Consider the following 19108-nt stretch of genomic DNA (forward strand, 5'->3'; position numbering starts at 1 on the left):
CTCGAAATGCGGCTTAGGCTTGGTAAGGAACCATCGTAACAAGCCTTTCAGGTGATCGGGAACGCTGCCTCAAACGGGGATCATCGCGGCGATCACGCCGCCATATCCGGCACCTGATCGACGTCTGCGCGATATCGCCCTGTTTGCAGGATTTCGATCGTGAGTGAGGTAACACGCTCCCCCCCGAGGGGCTTCAGCTCAATCAAGGCGCGCCCGGTCGTCCACCGGCCAGTTTCTGTCTCAAAACCATGCCACCCTTCGATGGAAACCGGGGTCAGGTGGGCGTTGCAAACATGATCCAGGGCGGAACCGTGATGGCATATTTCCCCGACCAACAGACCGAGTTCACGTCGATCATCCACATACGGTCCAACCGCATCGCAAGGGCGGAAACGCCGGGAGCACAGCCACAGACGGGTCGCGCCAGGGGGGACCAGGAATGTGACCCTGTTATCCACCCGCTCCAGCACCTCCAGCGCGTTACCGCAATGGTCGCGCAATGTCAGTCCGGGATCGGAAGTGGTCGCGATCTCCGGTCGAGGGGCATAACAATTCCCGCTTGCAGCGCGCGCAGATAGCGCCTGATGCAGAGGCTGGACGAAAGCGACCGAGGTCTCGAGAGGCGCTGCAAGTTCACGATGGTTTTGACACCCCTCACTAGCCTTCAGCAACCGCAACCCGGAGATACCTGGCCTCTCGGCTGGAGCAAGATAACTCTCCGTCTCTGCCCCATTCGCGAGAATGACAGAGTGGCGCTCAAGCTCTACGTGGTAATAATGATAGCGCTTGAAGCTTCGGTCATAATCAATGCTCGCCCCATTGACGAGCATTCGCACCGGCACAAAGCGACCCCCGAAGAGGAAACAATGCTCGGCCGTGACAAGCAGATCTTTGTGCGGCACTCCGGCGCTGAAGGCGCCCCTGCGAATGCGCACGGGATATCCGGCCAGATCGGCTTCCATGGCTGCACGTATCAGCACATGACGTCTTACAACGCGTTCGATTGTCCGCAGGATACGCGTGCCCTTGTCCAGGCAAACAAGGCTGTCACCGGGAGCCAGCGTTTCGACCGCCCTTTCTCCATGGCTTGTCAAAAGAAGACACCCCGCGAGGAAACAGGCCTCTTCACCCAGCTCTTCGATGGACACAAATGAGTCTTCACCGCTCTTCGGGGCAATGACGACACCGCCGGGTTGCGCTATGAGCGACCCCGAGCAGACAATGACTGGATGGTCTGCTACCCCGCCACTCATGACCGTCAGAAATGCGCGCCCATCCGCATCGGATCCCATGAAAAGATCGTTGGTGGAGCGGCCCAGCGTCCCAACATGCAACTCAGCGCCGGCATAGATGGTGTTCAGCGATGCGCCACCAGACTGGATTTGGACCAACCCTTTGGAGAGGTAAGAGTCACATAGGATGCCTCCATCCTCTACTGTGATCATGAGCGACTCTCCCACCAGGCCGGAGATAACGGCGCCACGCGTTACGACGAGCGACGCTCCAGCCTCGATTGTGGGTGGCTCTGACCAGATGGCCCGCTCTCCATCGCTGAAATAGGTCCGCCCTGCTTCATCGATAACCGCGCTCCACACGAGAGCATCGCTCAGATCGAAGATCGACGGCAATTCGGGCCGATCCGGGATAGTGATTTCGCCGCCAAATGGTGAATCGCTCCAGAGAGTCGCGCCGGGGGCCAGCGCGAGATTATTTGTCTGAACCTCTGGCTGAATCTGCAGTGTGCAGCCGGAGCCAACCGAGGCCCCATCGAGAGCGGCGCCGATATCCATGAGGGCGTCCGATCTGGCATCGAGGAGGAGATCTTTGGCAAGCCCCCCTGAACGAACATGCATCGTAGACCTAATATCGTCGACGTCCGACAGCACGTCCCCCGATGAAAAACCGCCCGAATAGACAAGCACCTGCGTCGCCTCGAGGCTGTTGCCCTCGCTCCGTCCTCCGCTCAGGATCGAGACGGATGACCGGTCGAGATGAGCCGAAGCAAGCAGCCCGCCCGATCCGACGATAACCTCGAACATGCCTCCCCCGGTGACGTTCGGATCCTCGGGAAACGACGTCACATCAAGGGCCGAGACGACCGCTCCCTGTGTGATGGTGAGTTCTGTCGGGCGCCCAAACTTCACAAGCCCCGTGAGGGTCACGCTGCCGCTCACGTAAACCATGCCTTCGGCGCTTGATACGGCAGACCAGTTCCCACTGATCCGATCTTGATCGAGCGTCCGCAACACCGGCGCGAAACTACCTTGGATCGAGGCTCCTCCGGGAGCAATCACAGATGATATGTCGCCCTGCCCGTATTGAATGGGGGACTGCTCTTTGCCAGCAATGATCAATTGATTACTCCGGGATACAGGGAATGGACCTCGACACTGCCCGCATGTTCCAGAGTGACCCAGCGATCTTCGGAACCTGCGGATATGATATATCTACTGCACATTTTTACGGACCGTCTGCAGGGTTCTATTTATCAAATTATTATATTGGTTCAGTTATTCAAATAATTACCAGGCACATCTGATGATAAAATCATGAGTTATGCTCGGCTTTGCATTGCATCGCTCCTCCTGCGCGCGAGGAACGCCGCCATGTTCCACGAAACCTGCAGCTTTCAGGTATGAAAGAGAGGCCTTTGACACAGCATGTTTCCAAGCTTCGCGATGCTCCTGTCGCAGGCAAAGGAGGGATCGACACTGGCATAGAGAGCTCTCGCGCCAGGAACTCATCCTCCCGAATTCACGGCTCAGGGCGGTATCTGCGCTCGACGACCGTGTCTGAGCGCGGGCCGCGACAATGAAAAAGGGCGGCCTTGAGAGGGCCGCCCTTTTTGAACACGATTGCTGCCAGACAGTCTCAGTGCTTGAGCTTTGCCTCGATGAATTCCCTGAAGCCGGAAACCGTCCCTGCAAGCGCACCATCTGTTTCGAGACGCAGTGCAGGAGCCTGCGGCGCCTCATAGGGCGCGCTTACGCCTGTGAAGTCCTGTATACGGCCCGCACGCGCGGCAGCGTAGAGTCCCTTCGGATCGCGTGTCTCACATATCGCAAGAGCCGTATCCACATGCACCTCGTGGAATCCCTCGCCGATGATCTGGGCTGCAAGGGCACGATCCTCGATCAGGGGCGAAACGAGCGCGACGATCACGGCCTGACCGCTTTCAGCGAGAAGGCGCGCCACGTGTGCGGTGCGGCGGATATTCTCTCGACGATCCTCGGGAGAGAAGCCGAGATCGCTGCACAGACCGGCACGCAGCGTATCGCCATCGAGTACAGTCGTGCGCAGTCCCTCTGCGACAAGTTCGCTCTCCACCGCACGGGCGATGGTGCTCTTGCCCGAGCCGGGCAGGCCTGTGAGCCAGAAGACGCCACCATCATGACCATGCAGCGCGCGACGCTGGCCCAAGCTGACCCTGCTGGCCGTCGGATGAATGGCATGGGCGCCATCTGGCAGTTCTGCCGCGCCGAGCAGCGGCGCACCGCCTACGATGCGCTGGAAACGATCGACCAGCACACCCCTGCCATCGCTGTAACCGGGCGAGAACGGGTCGAAGAGAATGGCATGGGACGCCACGAGCGTGATCTCGGCGAAGCCGTCAGGCGGCACCTCATCGCCGGGCGACAGGGTCAGATCGTCAAGATTTACCACGGCGTCGATCGAGGCGACCGTGACGTCATGTTCGGCCGTTGCCAGACGCAGGGTGAAGCTCTCGCCAACGCGCAGCGGCTCTCCACGCAGCCAGAACAGCCGCGTACGCAGGCGCGCAGTGCGAATAGGGGCCGTGCCCGTCTCCTGCGCCGGAAAGAGCAGATCGCCACGATCAGGCACCAGATCGGGTTCAAGGCGCAGGGCGATCGACTCTCCGGCTCCCGCCACCGGATTTTCCGGCGCATGCCAGCGGCAGATCTCTGCCACGGTCGCCTGCTGCCCCTGCGAGCCGATCATGATCCGGTCGCCTGCACGGATGACACCGCGCTCGATACGCCCTGCGACATAGCGCACGTCATCGAAGCGATAGACATCCTGGACAGGCATGCGGAAATCGAGCGCAAGGCGCGACGCCGGAGCGGGCACGGAAGCCAGCGCCTCAACCAGCGTCGGGCCGGTATACCAGGGCGCACGCTCTGAGCGTGTGGCGATATTATCGCCATCACGCGCAGAAGCCGGCACGAATGCCTCAACCGTGATTTCCAGGCGGCCAAGCAGGTCGCGCACATCGGCTTCAGCCTGGCCAATCCTGGCCTGATCGAAATCGAGCAGATCGGATTTGTTGAGCAGCACGATCACATGGCGAATGCCGATGAGACGCAGCAACATGGCATGGCGGCGCGTCTGTTCCTGTGCGCCTTCAAGCGCGTCCACCACCAGGACGGCGGCCTCCGCATCGGCAGCGCCCGTGATCATGTTGCGCAGAAACTGGCGGTGGCCCGGTGCGTCGACAATGACGAATTCACGCCCGCCCAGATGGAAGGGGATGCGCGTGGAATCGACCGTCACGCCCTGGTCGCGTTCGATCTGAAGCGAGTCGAGCAGGAAGCTCCACTCCACAGCCAGACCGCGCTTGCGGCTGCTCTCGACGATCTGGGCCAGCTTGCCGTCCTGCAGACTATCCGTGTCATAGAGCAGACGACCGATCAGGGTCGATTTGCCATGGTCGACATGGCCCACGATCACGATGGGGGTAGCAGCCGCGCGCAGCGAGGCGGGAAGGTCATTGGTTGTCATGTTATCGCCCATAACTCAGAGATAGCCCGCAACGCGCAGACGCTCGAAAGCGTCTTCGGATTCATGATCCATGGCGCGACCGGCGCGCTCGGAGGTCTTGCTGTTCTCGAGCTCGGCAATTACCTCGGCCAAGGTCGAGGCATTGCTGTCGATGGGGCTCGTGATGTCCTGATCGCCCAGCGAGCGATAGCGCTTGCCGTTTTTGGCGAAATACAGATCAACCAGTGGAATGTTCTCGCGCTCGATATAGCGCCAGATATCGATCTCACGCCATGAGAGCAGCGGATGCACACGGATATGCATGCCGTCCTCATAGGGCGTGGCGTACTGGTCCCAGAATTCGGGCGGCTGGTTGCGTACGTCCCAGCGATGCCCGGCACCACGCGGGCTGAACACACGTTCCTTGGCGCGTGTCGCCTGCTCGTCACGACGGATACCGGCAATCACACCACGCAGCTTGTGCTTCTCGATCAGACTCGCCAGTCCGGCGGTCTTGCGCGCGGCAGAGCGCGCCGCAGGCGGGAGCGAGGGATCGATCTCCTCGACCGGCGGGCAGTCGCCAAGCATCAGATCGAGATTCCACTTCTTGGTGTATTCCTCGCGGAACGCATACATTTCGGGGAATTTTTTGCCCGTATCGACATGCATGACCGGAAACGGCACACGCCCCATGAAAGCCTTGCGCGCCAGCCAGACCATGACATTGCTGTCCTTGCCCAGAGACCAGAGCAGGGAGAGCGGACGCAGCTTGCGATAGGCCTCACGCAGAATGAAGATGCTCTGCGCCTCGAGCTGGTCGAGATCGTCCATGGCGCGCGGGGTGGCCAGGGTGGTAGCTGGGCTGGGGGGCACCAAACTCATTTTATGCTCCGTTATCGCGCAGGCAGGTGAATGCCGCATTCGGTTTTGGTCTGTCCGGCCCAGCGTCCGGCTCTGGGGTCTTCGCCTTCGGCGACGGCGCGCGTGCAGGGCGCACAGCCGATGGAGGCGAAGCCGAGACTTGTCAGGGGGTGACGCGGCAAGGCGCGGCGAGTCATTTCCGCGTCAATGCGCTCGCGTGTCCACGACGCGAGGGGATTGATCTTGGCGCGCCCGTCTTCGAGCGGCTCAACCAGCTTCATCGCCGCGCGTGTGGCTGCCTGGCCGCGTTTGCGCCCCGTTATCCACGCATCGTAATCGTTCAATGCTGCGTCCATGGGTTCGACCTTGCGCAGCGCACAACAGGCATCGGGGTCGAAATCAGCCAGCATATCCTGCGGGTCGCGGTCCTGCAGGGCCTCGGCGGTGGGCGCAATATTGATCACACCCGTCAGGCCGAGATGATTGATCAGCGTATCGCGATAGGCCAGAGTCTCCGGGAAATGACGCCGTGTATCGAGAAAGAAGATCGGAAAATCGGTGTCGATATCCGCGATCATCGCCAAGAGTAGCGCAGATTCTGCACCGAAGGACGAGACCAGTGCCATGCGACCGGCAAGCAACTCCATGGAGCGTTCCAAAATGGAGGCTTCCGGGGTCTGTTCGAGGATCTGCCGTTCTGCCTGCGTCAGGGCCATGACTGGATAATCCACACTAGAAAATCGCTTATTGCGCCGTGAGCCTCGACATAATACCTCGAACCCCAACGTGCAATGGGTAATCTACGAACTTCACGTTTCTTGATGGTGAATTGAACGGCGATGCGTCACCACCTCACCGACCAGCGTCAAAGCGGGGCTCACAACGCGACGCTCGAGGATCAACGCGGGCAGCGTGGCAAGCGTTGCCACATGCACACGCTGGTCATAACGTGTCCCATGCTCGATCACCGCAGCAGGCCAGTCGGGCGGCAGTCCATGGGCCTGTAGCTGGGCACACAGATCCGCCATGGGGGCGAGGCCCATATAGATGGCCAGGGTCTGGCCTTTCTTGGCGAGGCTCGGCCAGTCGAGATTGAGCGTGCCATCAGCCCGTGCATGGCCGGTCACGAACACGCAGCTTTGTGCGCAGTCACGATGCGTGAGTGGAATACCCGCCGCCGCGCCGCACCCGCTCGCCGCCGTGATACCGGGAATGACACGCACCGTAATCCCGGCGTCGACAAGCGCCTCCATTTCCTCACCGCCACGGCCGAAGATGAAGGGGTCGCCGCCTTTCAGGCGCAGCACGCGCTCCCCTGCTTTCGCGCGACGGATCAGTTCCTCGTTGATGCCATCCTGTGGCAGGGAATGGTTGCTGCGCTTCTTGCCTACAAAAACGCGTTCGGCATCACGCCGCACACGGTCCATGATCGCCGCCGGCACGAGCTGGTCATAAAGCACGGTATCTGCATTCTGCATGAGACGCAGTGCGGCCAGCGTCAGCAGATCAGGATCGCCCGGCCCTGCCCCTACAAGCCAGACCTCACCCTCTCTGGGCACACCCCTCAGCGTTGCCTCGAGACTCGCCCGTGCCGCCTCATCCTCACCGCGCAGGGCACGCTCGGCCCCGATCCCATCGACAAAGTCCTCCCAGGCACGACGACGAATCTGTGTGTCGGGCTGGGCCTTGCGTATCCAGCCGCGCTGGGCCTGCATGAAGCGCGCCAGACGGGACAGCCCGTCCGGCAGGAGCGCTTCGATCTGTGTCCGCAGGCGGCGGGCAAGCACCGGTGCCGCACCATTGGTCGAGATCGCAATCTGCACGGGTGTGCGGTCGATGATCGCCGGGGTGATGAAGGTGGAGGGCGCAGGATCATCGACCACGCAGATATTCACCCCGGCCTTGCGCGCCTCTGCCGCGACCTCTCGGTTGAACTTTTCATCCTCGGTCGCGGCGAAAACGAGGCGCATGGCAGGAAGAAGAGTGCGAATCAGAGTGAGATCGAGCGGGCGGATGTCGTGACGGATGCGGCCTGTCTCGACAGCCTGCAGGATCTCCGGATCGCTCAAAACGCCGCAGACCGTGATATCGGGACAGCGTTCCAGCAGCAGGCGCAGCTTGTTGCCCGCGACCTGCCCGCCCCCCACAACAAGGGCACGCGCATCGTCAAGGCGCAAGGCAATGGGGAGATAGGTCGCTTCCTGAGTCATGCCTTCTGTATGGCGTGTACGCAGTGCTGCGCCAAGATCCGAGCCTTACCGGAGACGACTCTGCGGTAATCCTGCCAAGAACGCCCTGATCGGGTGCTCGGCGAGGTTTCATGATGGCGAGGCCCGTCGCCGCGAGGCGCGCTTGTAAGAAACCACACGAAAATGTCGGCTGGGCAGGTGTGATCAGCCTGTTAGCATGCCCAGCATATGAGCCGCCCCCGGAGACTTCCCTGGATGAGGGAGAGAACTTCCTGGCGCTCTTCGTCCCCGTTCACGCGCTGAAGGAAGTCTCAATGTCCGACCCCTCCCTGTTTTCGCTTCATGGCAAGCGCGCGCTGATCACCGGCGCCTCGCGCGGTATCGGCTTCACGCTGGCTCAGGGCCTGGGCAGCTTTGGCGCCGAGATCATTCTCAACGGCCGCAATGCCGCCCATCTCGACTCAGCCCGTGCACGGCTGGAGGCCGAAGGGATCGCGACCCGTGGCAGCGTGTTCGACGTCACCGATCAGGATCAGGTTCTCGCGGGTGTCGAGGCCATCGAGAAGGAAGGCCCGATCGATATCCTGATCAATAACGCGGGCATCCAGTCCCGCGCGCCGCTCGATCAGTTCCCGCGTGCGGAATGGGACAGGCTGATCTCGACAAACCTGAATGCGGTGTTTTTCGTGGCTCAGGCTGTTTCGCGCGGCATGATCGCGCGTCAGAGCGGCAAGATCGTCAATATCTGCTCGGTCCAGAGTGAGCTCGCCCGCCCGGGAATTGCGCCTTATACCGCCACGAAGGGTGCCGTGAAGATGCTGACCAAGGGCATGGCAACGGATTGGGCACGCCATGGATTGCAGATTAACGGTCTGGCCCCTGGCTATTTCGAGACAGAGATGAATGCGGCGCTCGTGGCCGATCCCGAATTTTCCTCATGGCTGTGCAAGCGCACACCGGCCGCACGCTGGGGCAAGGCGAGTGAACTTGTGGGGGCAGCGGTGTTCCTCTCCTCGGAGGCATCGAGCTTCGTGAATGGCCATATTCTGATGGTTGACGGAGGTTTGACGGCATCGGTCTAGGCCGCTCTTAATTGACTGTTTACGCATTCACGCTTCAGGCGCTATGAACTTCAGGGATAGAGCGGGCTCACTCAATAGTGCCTGAGACGCCTGGCCAGCCCTGATGGGCCGGCTGCCTGACATGCCGGGGGGCGTTCAACATGCAAGTGCGGGAGCGTTCTGGCCCGGAGACTACACGGGAAACGGAGCCTCTGGAAATCCGGTTCCCCCCTCACGCCCTGCAGGCACTTCGCGAGACATTCCCGCAGAACGAGATTTCGCTTCTACTTGTGAGTGGAAAACGGGCGCGTCATGCCGAGCCCGCGCGCAGGGACCTGCCCGATCTCGGTTTATGGCCCGACCATGACTGGGCTCAGGCTCCCCCTCATGCGAACCACTCCATCCTGGCTGGCTGGCTGTTCTTCACCCTCGGCTCGCCCCTTCTGGGTGTGATTGCCGTTGAAACACGCGAAGCTCAACTGTCGGAACGTGACCACCGTATCATCGAGGCCCATGCCCATCTGCTGGAGACACTTGCTTATGTCTCGCTCGGCGCAGGACCAGATGCCCTCTCGCCCTCCGCCTCAAATGCCCAAACCCTCCCGACCGTACCGGCTCTCCGCCAGAACCAGATGTCTCTGGAAAAAAGCGAGGCTATCCAACCGGAAAACCCGCTTCCATCCCAGAGCGAGAAGGCAGAGCTCGGCTTTCTGCTCTGGAACGATCAGACACGCAGGCTGACGGGCGATCCACGCATGGCGGCATTGTGCGGGCTCGATGCGGAGGCTCTGCGTCAGGGTATCGAGTGGCCCGTGTTCCTTTCCCGGTTGCGCGAGAGTCACAGGGGAAGTCCCGATCTCGACCCTGTGCAATGGCTCATCCAGGCGGGTCAGACAGGAGTAGTGTTCCACGATGCCCGAGGTCTGCCCAGACCGGTCCATATCAGCGCGCAGCCCCATGCTCAGGGCTGTACCGGCACCGTCATCAGCCGCGATCATGACGAATATACCGCGCTACGCACCAGTCAGGCATTCATCAACTCGATGCTGGTCAGCGCCAATGACTGCGTGAAGATCCTCGATCTCGACGGCACGATCACCTTCGTTAATCACGGTGCCGTTCTCGTGCTCGATCTTTGCTCGCCCGCAGACATGCTCGGCGTTTTCTGGCCGGATGTATGGCAGGAGCGTGGACGCAGGCTATCGCTCGATGCCATTGCTTCGGCGCGTGCGGGGCTGACCAGCCATTTTCAAGAATATGTCGAGTCGAGCGACGGACGCAAACGCCTGTGGGATGTGGTGGTCACACCCATTCTCGCACCCGATGGTATGCCCGAGCGTATTCTGGGCATCTCCCGTGACATGACAGTGGCCAATCAGGAGCATGAGCGGCTCGAACTGGCCCTGGCGGCGGGCACGATTGTTGGAATGTGGCTCTGGGACGCGAAAAGGGAGCGGGTCACGGGCGATCTGCGCATGGCCCAGACACTGCATCTGTCTCCATCCGCTCTCGCTGACGGGGTCAGTCTCGAGGCCCTGCTTGACTGTATCACCGAGGAGGATCGCCCGATCGTGAGCGACGCTCTCGACAAGGCCTTGCGCGAGCGCGCGCCTTTCAGATGCGAGTTCCGCCTGCGAGATGATGGTACGCGCACCAGCCGGTGGATTGAGGCCAACGGATCGTGCAGTTGGGACCAGAACGGACAGATCAGCCATTTCCCCGGCATCCTGCTCGATATCGACGCCCCGAAACGTCAGACTCTCAAGCGTGAGGCGCTGGTCACCTTCGGCGATGAACTGCGCTCGCTCTCAAGCGAGGCGGAAATCCTCTCCCTCACCGCCCGTACGCTGGGCGTGACCATTGAGGCGGATCGCTCAGGTTTTGCAGATGTCGATCAGGAACGCGAACTGGCTCTGGTCAATGACAGCTGGCGGCGCGACACTTCCTATCCCGATGTCTCCGGTATCTACGCTTTCCGTGCCTTTGGTTCCTACATCGATCTCCTGAAACGGGGCGAGGTGGTGGCCATTGACGATGTGCGCACCAACCCGCTGACAGCCGATCAGGCAGAGCTCTTTGCCCCGCTCGAGATCTGCGCGCTGCTCAACGTCCCGATCATGGAAAACGGCGTGCTCCAGGCGGTCGCCCTGGTGCATTTCGCGCATCCGCATTGCTGGGATGAGATCACCCTGTCCTTTGTCAGGACAGTCTCGGATCGAAGCTGGGCCGCCCTGAGGCAGGTCCGCGCGCAGGAAGCCCTGCGTCGCATGAACGAGACGCTCGAGGAGCAGGTTCTGCGCCGGACACGTGAGCGAGATCGTCTCTGGGCGATAAGCGCCGACCTGCTGGCGCTGACCGATCGCGACGGCAGGCTTCGCTATCTGAACCCGAGCTGGATGAGCTGCTTTGGCGACAAGGCACGCGACTGGATAGGCAACAAGGCCGAGAATCTGGTCCATCCCAACGATACGGCGCGCGCAACCGAGGCGCTCTCCCTCCTGCGCGAGGGCAGGCTGGATCATGGAGTCGATCTGCGCTTCCTGCATCAGGACGGCGAATGGCACACCTTCAACTGGTCCGGCTCGATCGAAGGCGATGACATCTATCTGATCGGGCGCGACGTGACCGACCGGATAGCCCTTGAGGACCAGCTCCGTCAGTCGCAGAAAATGGAAGCCGTTGGCCAGCTTACAGGCGGTCTGGCGCATGATTTCAATAATATCCTTGCGGGTATCGGAGGTGCATTATCGCTGCTGTCGCGTCGCATCGAGCAAGGACGCACGGAGGGACTCGATCGCTACATCATGGCCGCACAGGGCGCGACAGACAGGGCGGCCGCGCTGACACACCGACTTCTTGCCTTTTCGCGCCGCCAGACGCTCGACCCGCAGCCTGCCGATATCAACGCCCTGATCGTCGGACTGGAAGACCTCATCAGCGGTACGGTCGGTCCGTCAGTCGTTCTCGAGCTCTGTCTGGACGAGACCATCGGTCCGGCGCTTGTCGACACGAACCAGCTTGAAAACGCCCTGCTCAATCTCTCGATCAATGCGCGTGACGCCATGCCCGAGGGTGGCCACATGCAGATCATCACCTCACGCTGCACGCTCGGTCTGCTTCAGGCGGAGGAATGGGGATTACGACCGGGCATGTATCAGGTGCTTTCCGTGACCGATACCGGCGTGGGCATGAGCGCCGATGTGATGGCGCGGGCTTTCGATCCGTTCTTCACGACCAAGCCCCTTGGAAAAGGCACGGGGCTCGGGCTGAGCATGATCTACGGATTTGCGCGTCAGTCGGGCGGCAGGGTCAGCATCACCTCGACCCCCGGGTCAGGGACCTCGGTCCATATCTGGCTGCCGAGCCACGCCGCTTCACTTCCGGTGGCGTCGGAAATCGTCCCTGCCCAGCGCGGGGGCGATGTCCTGACCCATCTGCGGGTGCTTCTGGTCGATGACGAGGAAACACTGCGCTTCACCATGCGCGAGACCCTTGAAGATTGGGGGGCCATCGTTCAGGAGGCCAGCGATGGCACCGCTGCGCTTGCGCTCCTGAATGACCGCGAAAGGCTTTTCGATGTGCTGATCACGGATGTCGGGTTGCCGGGCGGCCTCAATGGCCGACAGCTTGCCGATGCGGCGCTCAGCCTTCGACCCGGCCTTTCGGTGCTTTTCATCACAGGCTACGCCGAGCAGGCCATCTTCGATCGTAGCGTGCGAAACGAGAAGATCCATATCCTGCCCAAGCCGTTCACCACCGCCATGCTGGACGAAAAACTCCGCAACGCCTTGCGCAACCCCTGAGTCCTCGCTTCGCCGACCCGGCGAGACCGTTTCACCTCGGGCGCGCACCCGCGGCCTTTGCAACTCGCGTCCAGGACGATGACAGAGCCTCAGCCCGGGACCATGTTGGAGAACAAGCGCGACGTTGTTTGCGACGGCGCGCCCCGCCGCACAGCTCCCATACCAAGGCCAGACCTACAGCAATCACGGTCCTTCAAGGGGCCATACCTGAGGGAATGACCCGAAAAACCGCGGCAACTGGTGAGGATCGCTCCGGGTCAGGAAGACTCCGACGCCCGACCCGGTTCCTGCTTCACCTGACCGTCCCTTTCCCTATTCACAGACTGACGGGGGGCATCGGCAGGCAAGGTGTCCGTCTGTACCGGGTGCAACGCCTTTCCACCCAGATCGAGCTGAGCCCCGGCCAGACCCGTCACTTCCACGAAACGTGTCGGATAAGGCAGATGGATACCGCGCGCCTCGAAGGTCTTTTTGAGACGACGATAGAATTCACGCTGCACGGGCCAGCGCCCTGAGGTGATGGTGGGCAATGTGCCGCGCACCGTGACCGAGGTCTGGTTCAAGGCATCGACCCCCCACATCTGGAAATCATCGATGATGAGGTTCTTGAAGTTGTCGTCGGCGCGCATCTCCGCGGTGATATCATTGATGACAGACACAACCTCATCGGTATCGGTTTCATAGCCCACTTCCGCCACGATGATGGCTCGGGCGAAATCGCGATTGTAGTTGATGATCTGACCGAGCGAGCTGAACGGAAAGATGTTCATCGATCCGTCATTGGCACGCACATGAACGGTTCGAAGCGAGAGATGCTCGACCACGCCATAAGTCCCGTTCAGCGTGACGGCATCGCCCACGGTCAGGGCATTTTCCATGAGCAGGAAGATACCGTTGATGAAGTCCTGAACGAGCTTCTGGGAGCCAAAGCCGAGTGCTACGCCGAAGATGGAGGCCCCAGCCAGAAGCGGCGCCACATTGACCCCGATCTCGCTCAGAATCGTCAGGCCAATGACCGCGACGAGCACCACCATCAGCACGATACGGATCATGGGCTGAAGGGTGCGCACGCGCGCGACGCGGGCCGCCCCGTCATCGAGCCCACCAACCTTGCGGGCATAACGCTCCAGCATGACATTGCTGGCCTCCCAGACCACGATGCCAAGCAGGCACGCGATCAGCACGGTCATGGAGGACGAGATCAACCTGTAGCCAAGTCCGCCGACCCCGAAGAGCGCCTTGATGGGCGCGCCCCAGGCGCTGGCGAGAGCCAGCACGGTGAGCGCGATGATAATGATCGATGTCACGCGCTGGGCCGGGGCATAATACCGTGTGAAGCGCGTCTGGGCGTCCTCGCTCAGCGTGACCCAGCCGGGCGCCTTGCGGAAGACGCGCTCAAGTACGCCATACAGGACGATGCTGACGCAACGCATGATCACAAGCGCAAGCGCGCTGCGCAGGAACAGCTTCCAGATCGCGGCATAACCATGATGGATCTCGGCTGCCCAGACGAGCCAGAGCCCCATATCGAAGAACAGGGCGACGACCCACCAGGTCCGTCCGAAGAAATGCAGCAGATTGGCCCCTGCCCCGCGCCGGTCGCCACGATCGCAAAAGCGCATGACGCGCGGCCGACTGCGCAGGATCATGACCGCGACCATCAGATGCAACACGAGGGTCAGGATCTTGAGAAGCGCCTCATTGACCCGATCGGGCAGACCGCAATCATCCAGCGTTTCGAACGCCGCCGCCGAGATGCCCGTCGTCATGACCAGAAGACGCAGCCAGTCGAACAGGAAGACGGCGGCGGAATCGGAGAACATGGCGAGACGCAGCCAGGGGCGCTTCGGGGCTAGAATGGCGCGTATCGCGATAATCAGCCCGGCCGAGATCAGCGCGGTCAGGCTGAGCGCGCGCAGAAGCGCCGTCGTGTACTCGTCGGCAGCGGGATCGACCACTACGATGAGAAGGGCGATGAACGGCACAACCAGCACCGGTACGCAGTCCAGCAACAGGCACAGGAAACTATAGGGCAGCCGCTTGAGCACCAGCGTGAGGCGGGCCAGAGCGCCTTGATGACGCAGTCGCGACAGGCGCTCCTTATCGAGCCCCTCCTCTGTTTCACGGGGTTCCGGTGCTGTCTCGAACTCGTTGTGGCTGGACAGAGTTTCGTTCGCCGTTTCCTGGCTTGCTGCGCCTTGGGCAGCCTCATCTGCGGCGTCCTGAGCGGCCTGTCGGTCATCCAGCTCCTTGGCCAGAGCCGTGCGCCCCTTGACGCGCGCCAGTGCTTCCACCCGTCCGCGAACCCCGCGCAACAGGAACCGTAGCGCGTAAAACAGACAACTACTGACGACAGCGAGAATGAGCGCGCGTGTCAGGAGCTTGAGCGATTCTTGCCGGTCAGCAGGGTTGTTGCGCATATGGCGCCACCAAGGGCCAATGGCGCGTACATCCACCACCGTGCGCAACAAGCTATGCGCCTGTACACTTGCGGCATGGGTCCAGTCGGAAGCGCTCCCGAGCAGTTCCGCGCCCAGTCCGTCAGGCTTGAGCTGGGGCCCTGTTTTTTCCGGTGAGGCTTTCCCTCCTGTCGCCTGCTGTGCCTGGGTGAGGTTCTGAAGCGTGGTGAGGAATTCGCGGCGCTTGCCTTCGTCATTGAGAACCGAGGCCAATTGGCGCGCCTGATCCGCTGTAATCTTCGGCGCAGCTGATTCCGGTGCCGCACTCTGCGCCCACGCGCCCTGCACTCCGAACACCAGCATGGCACAAATCAGCACTGCGGACAGGCTTGTCATAAGTGTCGGAAACCGGGCGCACAGACCGGGCGCTCGAGAAGGGGACAGCATCAGGCGCATCCTTGAAGACGGAATAATTGGAAGATGAGGCCCTGCTTTCTACCCTCACATGGGAAACAGTTTAAGGGTGGGCAGGACCGACATGCAGCGGTTCACAAGAGGCGCGACGGGTGGGCGGACCATTCGCTGGAAACAGGCCCGCGTGACAAGAGCGAGGTGGCCAGCGCGGATCGCGGGCGGCCCCCTCAGCCCAATATGGCCGCAACCTGCATCTAAGGGGCAGTCGACATCGGGCGGGCTGGATACCTACCCATACTCATAGCATCGGGTATGGGGCACAGACTTGGTGCCCTCGGAGCTGACGGGCAGATCAGAGGGTAACGCCCGTGCTCACCCGATCATGACGCGGCCCTTGAGAGCCCGGTCAGGCGGCGTTGGCAAGCCTGTGCTCACGCCACAGAACAGCCAGAGCCCCGACCAGAGAATCGATATCCGCCTTGCTGTGGAGCGGACCCGGCGTGATACGCAGACGCTCTGTTCCACGGGGGACAGTCGGGTAGTTGATGGGCTGAATGTAATGACCGAAGCGCTGAAGCAGCGCGTCCGAAAGGGCTCGGCAGCGCGTCGCATCCCCCACCATAACGGGCACGATATGCGAGGGATTGGCCAGATGCGGAATACCAGCATCATCGAGGCTCTCGCGCAGCCAGGCAACGGCCTGACGATGCGCGTTCCGCTCCTCCTGACTCTGGCGCAGATGACGAATGCTCGCCAACGCGCCAGCGGCCACCATGGGCGGGAGAGCGGTCGAGAAAATGAAACCGGAGGCGAAGGAACGCACGAAATCGCACAGGGCTGCACTGCCGGTGATATAGCCACCGACCACGCCAAACCCCTTGCCCAGCGTGCCCTCGATCACCGAGAGACGATGGGCGATGCCGCGCTCCTCAGCAACACCCCCGCCCTGGTGCCCATAGAGTCCGACAGCATGTACCTCATCCAGATAGGTGAGCGCATTGTAGCGATCGGCCAGGTCGCAGATCTCTTCGATCGGCGCAATATCACCATCCATCGAGTAGACGGACTCGAAAGCGACGATCTTGGGCGTCTCGAGCGGTAGCGCCTTCAGCTTCTCTTCAAGGTCGGCCACGTCATTATGACGGAAGATCATCTTCTCGGCGCGGGAATGACGTATGCCCTCGATCATCGATGCATGATTGGCGGCGTCTGAAAGCACGACGCAGCCCTTGAGCCGCGCAGCAATGGTGCCGAGCGTGGCCCAGTTGGACAGATAGCCCGAATTGAATAGCAGCGCCGCTTCCTTGCCATGCAGATCGGCAAGCTCGCGCTCCAGCGCCACATGCTCGTGGTTCGTCCCCGAAATATTGCGTGTGCCGCCAGCACCAGCGCCGCTGCGGGCGAGGCTCTCATGCATGGCCTTTAGAACATCGGGGTGCTGGCCCATGGCGAGGTAGTCATTGGAGCACCAGACCGTGATGTCACGGCCCAGACCGTGATGATAGGCATGCGGAAACTGACCGGCATGGCGCTCGAGTTCGGCAAAATGCCGATAGCTGCCATCGGCCTTGAGCCCGTCCAGAGCCGTCTGGAAATACCGGTCATAGAACGTATCCACTTGCGCCATCTCGTTTCTTTCCTCTTCTCGGTCCATAGCGCAGAGCAGCTAACAGCGTTCCGGGGCAAGTTAAACTCACTTCATGGGCCGGGTGATATTCTGCCGTCTTCCCTGATTTCCTCCCGCAACGGCCTCTTTGCCCGGTAGCCCCGCGTTGAACACAATACGGCGTTGCCTGAAGGACAGATCCGATGGCGCTCATACCAGGCCCTTGCGATTGCTTCTGCGCTGCTCGAGAGCATGACGCGATCTTGGTACCCCGAAATTTCATAAATGCGGATGCCGGGTCATGCTCCGTGTATAACGATGAACCGTGCATAGCCGGGCAAACCCCTCCTGCAGGCGCGACGATCGGGCAACATGGCGGCCTGTTCGCCTCCCTCCTCCAACAGATTCCCAGCCGAAATTCCGGGACGCGCAACGGGTACCTATGTGGATGAGCAAAGCAAACGATGCCCGCGCGAAGCCACCCTCCCGCGCTCACCCCTGAACGCCTCGGCGCTTATGGGCGAGAGGGTTCCTGAAGCGGCGCATGCGCCTCTCCCCCTGTGGCATGGAGGTCGCAGGAAAACGGGACTCGCCTTCACCGCCATCTCACGGCAGAATAGGGAGTGAACCAGTCCTGAATCACCGCGCTATAGTGTTCCTCCCCCTTTTTCTTTCCAGTTCAAGGACGAGACCATGTCGGCCTCCGCCCGCCCTTCCTATGTGTCACAGATTCTGACCTATCCCCCGCTCGTCGCGCTCAAACCCTACTGGCGGGTCACGGTCGCAGCATTTCTGGGGTGGTTCCTCGATGCGTTCGACCAGACGGCCCTGTTGCTTACCCTGCCGGACATCTCCCATGATTTCGGGGTCACGATCAGCGCCATGGGCACCGTCCTCCTGGCCCAGAGTCTCGGACGCGCTGTAGGAAATACGGGCTGGGGCTGGCTGGCTGACCGCTATGGCAGGCGCCTGGCCTTCCTCATGGGGGTTCTGTGGTTTGGCATCTTTTCTGCCGCCACCGGCATGTCGAACGGGCTCATCAGCCTGATCGTCATCCAGTTTCTTTTCGGAATCGGGTTTGGTGGGGAATGGACGGCCTCGGCTGCCTTGCTCATGGAAAGCGTGCCCGGCAAGAGCCGCGCCATGGCCTCGGCCATTATGATGTCTGGATATGAACTCGGCTTTCTCGCCGCGACCGCGGCGCAGGCGCTCATCCTGCCCCATTATTCCTGGCGGCTGCTCTTCTTCATCGGGCTCGCGCCCGCCCTGCTGGCCTTGTTCATCCGCTGGGGGGTGAAGGAAAGCCCGGTCTGGTTGCTCAAGCAGGAACAACTGCGCGGGACGAACGGCGCCCCCCCGGCCGCCAAGGCAAAATTCGTGCTCACGCTCGCCGCCATACAGGCCATCGCGCTGATGTCCTTCCTCGAGTTCCAGAAGGCTGCCATCTACAGCCTTTACCCGACGATCCTGCGCAACGTGCATCACCTGACCCCGGCCCTCGTATTCTGGCCCATCGGGTGCTTCTGCATCGGGTCGCTGGTCGGCAAGCTTTCCTGCGGCGCTCTCGCGAGCCGGTTTGGCGATCTGCGTGTCATCATCGGCACGCTCATCGTAGTCGTTCTCACGATCTACCCATTCCTCAGCAGCAATTCCTACCCGATCCTGCTGCTTTCTGCCGTCATCATGGGACTCGCCGCCTCGGGGGTATTTGCGCTGGTACCCCATTACCTTGCCAAGCGTTTTCCGTCGGACACGCGCAGCTTCGGCATGGGGCTGAGCTACGCCATCGGTTCGCTCGGCCAGGGTCTGGCAGGCAAGCTCGTGCCTGTCTGCGGGCGTAATCTGGGGCTGCCGCTCTCGGCACAGATCTTTGTTGTCGCTTCGAGCGTGGTGGTCGGGTTGATTGCCTGGGCCGAACCCGACGAACTCCCAGGAGAAACAATGGAGACGGAATGACCGTCTTCCATCACGCGACCAATACAAAGAGAGCCGGGAGCTAGTCGCCCTCGGCTCTCTTTCTTTGATTTCCATCCGGTCGCTCAGGGCACCGGAATGC

The 19108-nt window shown here is 61.4% G+C and carries 10 protein-coding genes; 3 read left to right on the top strand and 7 right to left on the bottom strand.

Annotated elements, in window-relative coordinates; translation table 11 throughout:
* Positions 1-92 precede the first annotated feature (92 nt).
* The 5 genes from AA0535_RS15030 to cysG form a co-directional block, all read right to left on the bottom strand.
* Positions 93-2183: a Hint domain-containing protein gene (locus tag AA0535_RS15030; RefSeq protein ID WP_264817482.1), complete on the bottom strand. Its 2091-nt coding sequence runs from the start codon at positions 2181-2183 to the stop codon at positions 93-95.
* A 688-nt stretch (positions 2184-2871) separates the two neighbouring features.
* Complete coding sequence (cysC, locus tag AA0535_RS15035) at positions 2872-4740, bottom strand: adenylyl-sulfate kinase (RefSeq protein ID WP_373319356.1); 1869 nt, start codon at positions 4738-4740, stop codon at positions 2872-2874.
* Between the two features lie 15 nt (positions 4741-4755).
* Entirely contained in the window at positions 4756-5550 is a 795-nt protein-coding gene (gene cysD, locus AA0535_RS15040) for a sulfate adenylyltransferase subunit CysD (protein ID WP_023979512.1), read from the bottom strand.
* A gap of 62 nt (positions 5551-5612) precedes the next feature.
* Positions 5613-6296 carry a phosphoadenylyl-sulfate reductase gene (locus AA0535_RS15045; protein ID WP_264817484.1) on the bottom strand — a complete coding sequence of 228 codons (684 nt, stop codon included), beginning with the start codon at positions 6294-6296 and terminating at the stop codon, positions 5613-5615.
* A 93-nt stretch (positions 6297-6389) separates the two neighbouring features.
* Complete coding sequence (gene cysG, locus AA0535_RS15050) at positions 6390-7790, bottom strand: siroheme synthase CysG (protein ID WP_264817485.1); 1401 nt, start codon at positions 7788-7790, stop codon at positions 6390-6392.
* A gap of 293 nt (positions 7791-8083) precedes the next feature.
* On the opposite strand from cysG, the gene AA0535_RS15055 reads away from it, so the two are divergent.
* Together AA0535_RS15055 and AA0535_RS15060 are read left to right on the top strand one after the other, a co-directional pair.
* Positions 8084-8851 (top strand): SDR family NAD(P)-dependent oxidoreductase, encoded by a 768-nt coding sequence (locus AA0535_RS15055; protein WP_127103489.1) that lies wholly within the window; start codon positions 8084-8086, stop codon positions 8849-8851.
* Positions 8852-8991: 140 nt separating this feature from the next.
* Positions 8992-12633, top strand: a complete 3642-nt coding sequence (locus tag AA0535_RS15060; RefSeq protein WP_264817487.1) for a PAS domain-containing protein — start codon at positions 8992-8994, stop codon at positions 12631-12633.
* A 257-nt stretch (positions 12634-12890) separates the two neighbouring features.
* On the opposite strand, the gene AA0535_RS15065 is transcribed toward AA0535_RS15060, so the two are convergent.
* Both AA0535_RS15065 and hemA read right to left on the bottom strand, forming a co-directional pair.
* Entirely contained in the window at positions 12891-15479 is a 2589-nt protein-coding gene (locus AA0535_RS15065; RefSeq protein WP_264817489.1) for a mechanosensitive ion channel family protein, read from the bottom strand.
* A gap of 373 nt (positions 15480-15852) precedes the next feature.
* Positions 15853-17073, bottom strand: a complete 1221-nt coding sequence (gene hemA / locus AA0535_RS15070) for a 5-aminolevulinate synthase (protein WP_264817490.1) — start codon at positions 17071-17073, stop codon at positions 15853-15855.
* Between the two features lie 672 nt (positions 17074-17745).
* Here hemA and AA0535_RS15075 point away from each other — a divergent pair.
* The gene (locus AA0535_RS15075; protein WP_127103485.1) at positions 17746-19008 is read left to right on the top strand and encodes an MFS transporter; all 1263 of its coding nucleotides are present in this window, start codon (positions 17746-17748) and stop codon (positions 19006-19008) included.
* The last annotated feature ends 100 nt before the right edge of the window (positions 19009-19108 follow it).

This window comes from Asaia krungthepensis NRIC 0535, assembly GCF_025995175.1.
GTDB lineage: Bacteria > Pseudomonadota > Alphaproteobacteria > Acetobacterales > Acetobacteraceae > Asaia > Asaia krungthepensis.

What these genes read in the sequence shown, in the direction of transcription:
- AA0535_RS15055 (WP_127103489.1), top strand. Translation starts at nt 8,084, where the DNA reads ATGTCCGACCCCTCCCTGTTTTCGCTTCATGGCAAGCGCGCGCTGATC.
- AA0535_RS15045 (WP_264817484.1), bottom strand. Translation starts at nt 6,296, where the DNA reads ATGGCCCTGACGCAGGCAGAACGGCAGATCCTCGAACAGACCCCGGAA.
- cysD (WP_023979512.1), bottom strand. Translation starts at nt 5,550, where the DNA reads ATGGACGATCTCGACCAGCTCGAGGCGCAGAGCATCTTCATTCTGCGT.
- AA0535_RS15060 (WP_264817487.1), top strand. Translation starts at nt 8,992, where the DNA reads ATGCAAGTGCGGGAGCGTTCTGGCCCGGAGACTACACGGGAAACGGAG.
- cysC (WP_373319356.1), bottom strand. Translation starts at nt 4,740, where the DNA reads ATGACAACCAATGACCTTCCCGCCTCGCTGCGCGCGGCTGCTACCCCC.
- hemA (WP_264817490.1), bottom strand. Translation starts at nt 17,073, where the DNA reads ATGGCGCAAGTGGATACGTTCTATGACCGGTATTTCCAGACGGCTCTG.
- AA0535_RS15075 (WP_127103485.1), top strand. Translation starts at nt 17,746, where the DNA reads ATGTCGGCCTCCGCCCGCCCTTCCTATGTGTCACAGATTCTGACCTAT.
- cysG (WP_264817485.1), bottom strand. Translation starts at nt 7,790, where the DNA reads ATGACTCAGGAAGCGACCTATCTCCCCATTGCCTTGCGCCTTGACGAT.
- AA0535_RS15065 (WP_264817489.1), bottom strand. Translation starts at nt 15,479, where the DNA reads ATGCTGTCCCCTTCTCGAGCGCCCGGTCTGTGCGCCCGGTTTCCGACA.
- AA0535_RS15030 (WP_264817482.1), bottom strand. Translation starts at nt 2,183, where the DNA reads ATGGTTTACGTGAGCGGCAGCGTGACCCTCACGGGGCTTGTGAAGTTT.